We start from the raw sequence: 6,281 nt of genomic DNA on the forward strand, positions 1-6,281 counted from the left end.
ATCTTGTTCTGGTTCGCCACTTGAAACAATCCTCGTTACTGACAGTGCCTTATTTCACCGCACCCTGAGTGATGCCGGAGATGAACTGCTTCGACAGAACGATGTAGAGCAGCGTGATCGGCAACGCCGCCAGCGTCAGCCCGGTGAATAGCACGCCCCAGTCGGTGGTGAATTCGCCGACGAAGACGGTGAGGCCCTGCGGCAGCGTCTTGAGATTGTCGGAGGTGATCAGCACCAGCGGGAAGAAGAAGTCGTTCCAGATGGGCACGGCGTTCTGGATTGCGACGATGACGAGCGCCGGGCGCGCCAGCGGCAGCATGATCGATCGCATGATGCGAAATTCGCTGGCGCCGTCCATGCGCGCCGACTCTTCCAGTTCGCGCGGCAAAGTCCGGAGGAAGCCGGTCATGATGAACACCGCCGAGGGAATGCCCATGGCGACATAGACCAGCACCAGGCCGGCATAGCTGTCGACCAGCCTCAGCGAATCCAGCTGGATGAACAGCGGAATGATCGCCAGTTTCAGCGGCACGGTCATGCCGCTGAGGAAAAACATCAGCACCAGCGCGCTCAGCCTGAACTGGTAGCGGGCAATCGCATAGGCGGCCATGGTGCTGAACAGAAGGATCAGCGCCACCGCGGCCATGGTGATGCCGACGGAATTGGCGAGGTAGCGCACGAAATTGGTTTCGCTCCACACCCGCTCGGCATTGGCCAGCGAGAAGTGCGCCGGCAGGGCGAAGGGCGAGCTGAAGATCTCGGCATTGGTCTTGAAGGACGACATCACCATGACGAACAGCGGATAGATCATGATGACGGCATTGACCGCCAGCATCAGCTGGATGGCGCCGTTCTTCAACAGCTCGCCGGGTTCCCTGGTGCCGTTTGTTTCGCTCACAGTTCGATCTCACGACGGCGCAGATAGCGAAGCGCGATAGCGGTGACGCCGGCAACGATGATGAACATCATCACGGCCAGTGCGCTACCCTGGCCGAAATCCTGGATGCCGGTCGTCGTCGAGCCGAAGGCGGTGCGGTAGAAATAGAGGCCGAGCACGTCGGTGGCGCCGCCGGGCGAACCGGTAAGGCCGGCCATCACATACGGAATTTCGAACCAGTTGAAGCTGCCGATGAAGGTCAGGATGGTGACGATGGTGACGCTGGGCGCTATCAGCGGCCACACGATCTTGGTCATCAGCACATAGTCGCCGGCGCCGTCGAGACGGGCGGCCTCGATCACGTCCTTGCTGACGCGCTGCATGCCGGCCAAAAGCACCAGGGTCGGGAAGCCCAGCCAGTGCCAGACATTGGCGAACAGGACGCTGCCGAGTGCGGTGTGTTCGTTGCCGAGCCACGGGATGGCGCTGATGCCGACCAGCGCCAGCGTCTGGTTCACCAGACCGAACAGCGGGTGCAGAAACAGTTTCCACAGGAAGCCGACGATGACCGCCGACAGCACGACGGGAAGAAAGACGATGACCTGGTGGATGCGGTGGCCGGGCAGTGCCTTCAGCAAGGCGTAGGCGAGCAGGAAGGCGGTGCCGTTCTCGAACACCATCAGCGCCACGAAGGCGATGATGTTGTGCTTCAGCGCATTGTAGGTCCAGTCGCTGTAAGGCTGTTCAAACAGCACCTTGCGGAAGTTTTCAAAGCCGATGAATCCGGTCGGCTGCAAGCCGTTGAACTCATAGAAGGCAAGGCGGAAGGCCGACAGCAGCGGCCAGAGCACGAACAACACCATGACCACCAGGGCCGGTGTCAGCAGGGACGCGATCCAGAGTGACCGGCGCCACGGAAAGGCTTTTGTGGTGTGGCGCCGGCCGATGTTCATGTCACTTGCCCTGGAAAGGCTTGTACCATTTGGCGAGGCCGCTGGTCAGGTCGGCGGCGAGCTGGTCCGGGGTGATCGAACCCGACATCATCTTGGTGATGTCGCCCTGCAGCAGCTCCGATCCCGTCGGCTTCTCGAAACGGAAGTAGACGACATTGATATGCGGCATGGCAGTTTCGTTCAACTTGGCGACATGGGCGAGAAGCTCGTCCTTGATGACGACGCCCTTGATCGGCGAGATGTTGCCGAGCAGAGCGGAGAACTTGTCGCCGAACTCCTTGGTGCCCATCCAGTTGACCAGCTTCAGCGCGGCCTCCTTGTTGGCCGACTTGGCGTTGACGGCATAGCCGCCATCGAAGAACTTGGTCACCTGCGGTGTGTCGCCGGCCTTGGCCATTGGCGGGGCGACAAAGTCCATGTTGATGGCCGGGTTCTGGGTGCGGTAGCTGGCGATATCGAAGCTGCCGCCGGCCAGCATCGCCGCCTTGCCGCTGATGAACAGCTGGCCGGCGGTGTCGTAGTCGATGCCTTCGAAGCCGGGCGGCATGTAGTCGCGCAGTTCGAGCAGCATGCCGAGCGCCGCAACATAGCGCGGGTCCTTGAAGGTGGTCTTGCCCGACGTCAGGTCCCTGACAAAGTCCTGGCCGAGGAACGGGTTGGTGAAGATGGCCACGAACATCTCGTTGAACCAGCTGGTGCCCATGCCGTTGGCCAGGGGGTAAATACCCTTGTCCTTCAGCGCCTTGCTGACGGTTATGAACTCATCCCATGTGGTCGGCGGCGTCAGCCCGGCCTTGGTGAAGACGTCCTTGTTGATGAACAGGCCGAGCGTCTGCGAGGCGAAGGGCAGGGAATAGACCTTCTTGTCGGCGCGGTAGGTGCCGGCCACCAGCGCATCGGCGGGCTGGTTGGCGAGTGAAGGCACCGTGGTCAGATCCTGCGGCTCGAAATAGCCAGCCTTGACGAACTGCTCCAGCCAGCCATAGGCGTGGGTGTGGATGACGTCGCCGCCCTTGCCGGCGGCCAGCGCCGTCGAGACAATCGTCGGATAGTTCTCATCCGGGAACGACTCGAACTTCACATGAATGTCCGGGTTGGCCTTGGCGAAATCCGCGAAAAGTTCATTGTAGGCAGCCTTGTCTTCCTGGCGCCAGGTCCAGAACGAGATGTCGGTTGCATGTGCCACGCTGGCTGCGAGTCCCCATGCGAAAGACGCGGCCGCGAGGGCCAGACCAATCTTTCTCCTGCTCATGTTGCAATCTCCCAATGCGCTTGATGCGCTTTTTACGACCATTATCAAATCATAGTTCTTGCCGTCTGGAAAGATAGTTTGTAAAGTTTCCTAACTAATAAGGATCTGGACGCGGCAACCCGCTTCGTCCGGCGTGTGCGGTGGATAACGGTGACCCAGAAAATCATTGCAGGCGTGGATATCGGCGGCACCAAGACGCGGATCATGGCGTGCCAGGGCGAGCGTACGATCGCCGACGAGGTGCTGGTGACGGAGACCTGGCGCATCCGCCAGATGGAAACCGATGCCACGACGCTGGCTGGGATCGTCGCGGGATTGTGCGGCGGGGTCGCGCCCGCTGTGCTGGCCGTTGGCGCGCATGGTTGCGACACGGGTGAACAATGCCTTCGCTTCCAGGCGCTGCTGGCAAGCAGGACCGGTGGTGCGGTGCAGGTGGTCAACGATGCCGAGCTGATGGTTCCTGCCGCTGGCTATATCGACGGCATCGGCGTCGTCTCCGGCACAGGCTCGATCGCGGTGGCACGCACGGCCGATGGCAAGATGCTGGCAGCCGGTGGCTGGGGCTGGATCCTTGGCGACGAGGGCAGCGCGCCGGCATTGGTGCGCGAGGCGGCGAAAGCAGTCCGGCACAGCCTCGACCGGGGCCAGGATGGTGACCCGCTGATTGCCGGGCTGATGCGCGAACTGGGTACAGACGACCAGACCAAGCTTGGCATCCTGCTCAACGAAACGCGTGGTGCTGCGGTCTGGGGCCGCTATGCCAATGCCGTATTCGACGCGGCGATCGCCCGCTCGGCTCTGGCTATCCGTGTTATCAGCGAAGGCGGGGCAGGGTTGGCCGCATTGGTCGCACTCTTGATCGAACGCGGCGCCAATCCCGCCCTTGTCGTGGCTGGCGGCGGGGTCATCTCGGAGCAGCCGATGTTGATGACGGCATTCGTCGAGGCCATGGCAAAGGTCTCGCCGTCGAGCCAGGTGCTGCTGCTGCGCGAGCCGCCGGTGCTGGGTGCGGTCGCCTTGGCGAGACGACTGCTGGTCGGTCAGGGCCAATCTTTGGGAATTGGAGCGGTTTGAATGATGAAGCGTATCGGCTATCGCCCGGCGGTGGCGCGCCAGACGGAAAGTCTCGAAATCGGCCGGCGTTCGGTGGCCTCGTCGCTTGACGACCTCGATCTCCGCGCTTTTGCCGGCAAGACGATCGGGCTTGCCGGCATCGGCGCCAGCTATCAGGCAGCGCTGGCCGGTGCGCTTTATCTGCGCGCCTCCGGTATCAAGGCTTTTGCCTATACGCCGACCGATCTCTATGGCCGGACGGATGCAGCCGCCGATGCGTTCATCGCGCTGTCGGCCTCCGGGCAGAGCCGCGAAATCTACGACGTCATGCGCGAGGCGTCGGGCGCGCCGCGCCTGGCGGTCTGCCGTGGCAGCGGCAATCCGCTGGCTGATCTGACTGGTGCTGTGCTTGCCACGGATTCTGGCGCCGACAATGGCGCAAGCTCCACCGGCTATACCGGGACCTTGCTGGCGCTTGGCATGCTGATCGGCAGGCTTGCCGGCAACAGCTTCGATTGGGCGCGTTTGCCTGCCGCCGCAGCCGCCGTTCTTTCCGGCGCGACGCAAGCTGCTGGGCAGGCGGCACGGCTGCTGCAGGGCAGAACATCCATCGACATCGTTGGCGCCGGCGTCGGCTTCGCCAATGCCGGCGAGGCGGCGATGCTGATCCGCGAGGCGGTGAGGGTGCCGGCATCCGGATGGGATACGCTGAACTACCTGCACGGACCGATGGAATCGCAAGATGCGGCGACCGGACTCATTTGCATCGGTGATGGCCGCGAGGTGAAGATCGCGCAGGATGTTGCGGCCTTCGGTTGTCACTCGGTGCTGGTGACACGGCGCGTCGATGTCGCTGCCGCCGACAGGCTAGTGGTGATTTCCATCCCGGCACTCGGCAACGACATGGCCGATGCCATACTGGAGATCATCGCCATCCAGCTCATTGTCGGCGACATGCAGGACGCCGCCGGCCTCGCCGACATTACGTTCCGCTACCGCCAGACCGACACCAAGCTGAAGCCGTGGTCGCCGACCGAGGTGTAGCCTGTCCTGTTCGCGCATTTTCCGCTGCGTTCGACCTTCGGTTTGAGATCCTGCTTGCGGAAATTGCCAAACTGCCCGGCAATGAGGCATTCAGGGGAACATGCATGCGCCTTTGAGTCGTGCTGGTGATTTTGCGCGCGGCCAATAGGATTTTCAGGGCAAAAGGTCGAACGGCTGAGATGGCGGCTGCGGAAATCCCCAATCTGACCGAGAGCGCCCGCGCCGTGCTTCGTGTGCTCGCCGCGCATGGGCCGGTGACCCGGCCGAAACTCGGCGCCATGCTCGACCTGTCGAAACCGACCATGTCGGCGGCGGTGTCGGAACTGAGCGCCTTGGGTCTTGTGGCGTCGCGCGGACTGGAGCGTGGCGCCATCGGCCGCACGGCGACGGTCTACGGCATCGGTCCCGGCGCGGGCTACGCGATCGGCATCGATGTCGGCGCCGCCCAGGTGCGTGCCGTCGCCTATTCGATGGACGCGCAGAAGCTGGCGTCGGCGGAAGAACCGATCCCGGAAACGATAGCCGGCGATGCCGACGCGGTCGGCGCTGTCGTGCTGTCGGTGGCGCGTGCCACAATGGCCAAGGTGGCCAAGAGTTTTCGCGCGCTGCGTGCCATTGCGGTGGCGGTGCCGCGCATCGTCTCCAACGATCGTTTTGACCGGCCCGGCGGGCCGTCCGCCGTGCTTGGCCTGCTGCGGCGCAGTGTCAAAGTGCCGATCATCCTGGAAAACAACGTCAATTGCGCGGCCATCGGCGAGATGCACTTTGGCGCCGCGCAAGGCCACCAGACCTTCGCCTTTCTGCAGGTTGGCGTGCGGGTCGGCCTCGGCCTCATCACCGAAGGGCGTTTGTTTCGCGGAGCCGGCGGTGCTGCCGGCGAAATCGGCCGCATGCCGTTTCCGTGGTCGGCCAGCGAGACGCCCTATCGTGAAGGGCTCGAACATTATCTCGGCTCGCGGGCGCTGATCGAGCGCTGTCGTGTCGACTGGCCCGCTGGGGAAGGCGCGCCGCCCGACTCGGCCAAGGATCTGTTCGCGCGTGCTCTGGAGGGCTCAGCGTCGGCGGTAGCGGCAGTCGCGCGTCATGCAGCCGCTATCGGCCG

6 protein-coding genes are annotated in these 6,281 nt (G+C 63.2%); 3 read left to right on the forward strand and 3 right to left on the reverse strand.

Features of this window, described 5'->3' with window-relative positions:
- Positions 1 to 49 precede the first annotated feature (49 nt).
- From EN906_RS19105 to EN906_RS19115, 3 genes are read right to left on the reverse strand one after another with little or no spacing between them, the layout of a single operon-like run.
- A complete protein-coding gene (locus EN906_RS19105) occupies positions 50 to 898 on the reverse strand; it encodes a carbohydrate ABC transporter permease (RefSeq protein ID WP_127272221.1) in 849 nt (282 codons plus the stop codon).
- On the reverse strand, positions 895 to 1,830 hold the full coding sequence (locus EN906_RS19110; protein ID WP_127272222.1) for a sugar ABC transporter permease: 936 nt from the start codon (positions 1,828 to 1,830) through the stop codon (positions 895 to 897). Before EN906_RS19110 ends, EN906_RS19105 begins: the two co-directional genes overlap by 4 nt.
- Before the next feature lies 1 nt (position 1,831).
- The gene (locus tag EN906_RS19115) at positions 1,832 to 3,016 is read right to left on the reverse strand and encodes an extracellular solute-binding protein (RefSeq protein WP_245465224.1); all 1,185 of its coding nucleotides are present in this window, start codon (positions 3,014 to 3,016) and stop codon (positions 1,832 to 1,834) included.
- Positions 3,017 to 3,232: 216 nt separating this feature from the next.
- Here EN906_RS19115 and EN906_RS19120 point away from each other — a divergent pair, with 216 nt between their 5' ends.
- From EN906_RS19120 to EN906_RS19130, 3 genes are all read left to right on the forward strand, one after another.
- Positions 3,233 to 4,156: a BadF/BadG/BcrA/BcrD ATPase family protein gene (locus tag EN906_RS19120; protein WP_236382668.1), complete on the forward strand. Its 924-nt coding sequence runs from the start codon at positions 3,233 to 3,235 to the stop codon at positions 4,154 to 4,156.
- Positions 4,157 to 5,179, forward strand: coding sequence for an SIS domain-containing protein (locus tag EN906_RS19125; protein ID WP_127269593.1), 1,023 nt, complete (start codon positions 4,157 to 4,159; stop codon positions 5,177 to 5,179).
- 179 nt (positions 5,180 to 5,358) lie between these two features.
- Positions 5,359 to 6,281 (forward strand): ROK family transcriptional regulator (locus EN906_RS19130; protein WP_164777238.1); only part of this gene is annotated, 923 nt, incomplete at its 3' end.

The organism is Mesorhizobium sp. M7A.F.Ca.CA.004.06.1.1 (genome assembly GCF_003999135.1).
Classification (GTDB): Bacteria; Pseudomonadota; Alphaproteobacteria; order Rhizobiales; family Rhizobiaceae; genus Mesorhizobium.